Source organism: Streptomyces sp. SM1 (assembly GCF_002910825.1).
Classification (GTDB): domain Bacteria; phylum Actinomycetota; class Actinomycetes; order Streptomycetales; family Streptomycetaceae; genus Streptomyces; species Streptomyces okerensis.
This window is the reverse complement of sequence record NZ_NEUB01000318.1, coordinates 1-523: the sequence shown is the minus strand read 5'-3', so window position 1 is coordinate 523 and position 523 is coordinate 1. Positions and strand designations below refer to the sequence as shown.

Sequence of the window (523 nt, the reverse complement as noted above, 5' to 3'; positions counted from 1 at the left end):
GTCGCGGATGCGGGGCGGAGATCACCGTCCGGGCACCCGCCCACGCCATCCACGCGGGTGGCACCCGGCGCCACACCAGGGTTCCCTTCGCGTTGTTTGTCTGATTAGCGCGTATTGTCGCACCATGCCCACGCCCTACGGATCCCGCGGCGGCATGGCGTTCGGTGCGGAGGAGCTGCGCGTCCTCCGTCGCGCCCTCGCCCTCGCCCTGCACCCCACCCCCGCCACGGCCGACGACGTCCAGGACTGCCTCAGCCTCGCCGACTCCCTCGACGAGGCGACGCGGGAGAGTGTCCGGCTGCGCACCTTCCTCCTGGCCGACCTCGGCCGCTACCGCGCCGCCCTGCCCGGCACCGCAGCCGGCTACCTGACGCTCCTGGAGGAGGCGCTGGGCGCCGGATACCGTCCCCACCCGGACGATCTGGCCGCCCTCCGCGCCCTGCGCGGCAACCCCACCGCCGCCGCCCTCCTGCGCCAGTGCGAACGCACCCGCCTCACGGCCCTTCCCGGAGGCCGGGCGGCG

Annotated in this window: 1 pseudogene; it reads left to right on the top strand. The window is 75.1% G+C overall.

The window, feature by feature from the left end:
• Window positions 1-124: 124 nt before the first annotated feature.
• Window positions 125-523: pseudogene (locus B9S61_RS07705) on the top strand (hypothetical protein); the annotation flags it as partial.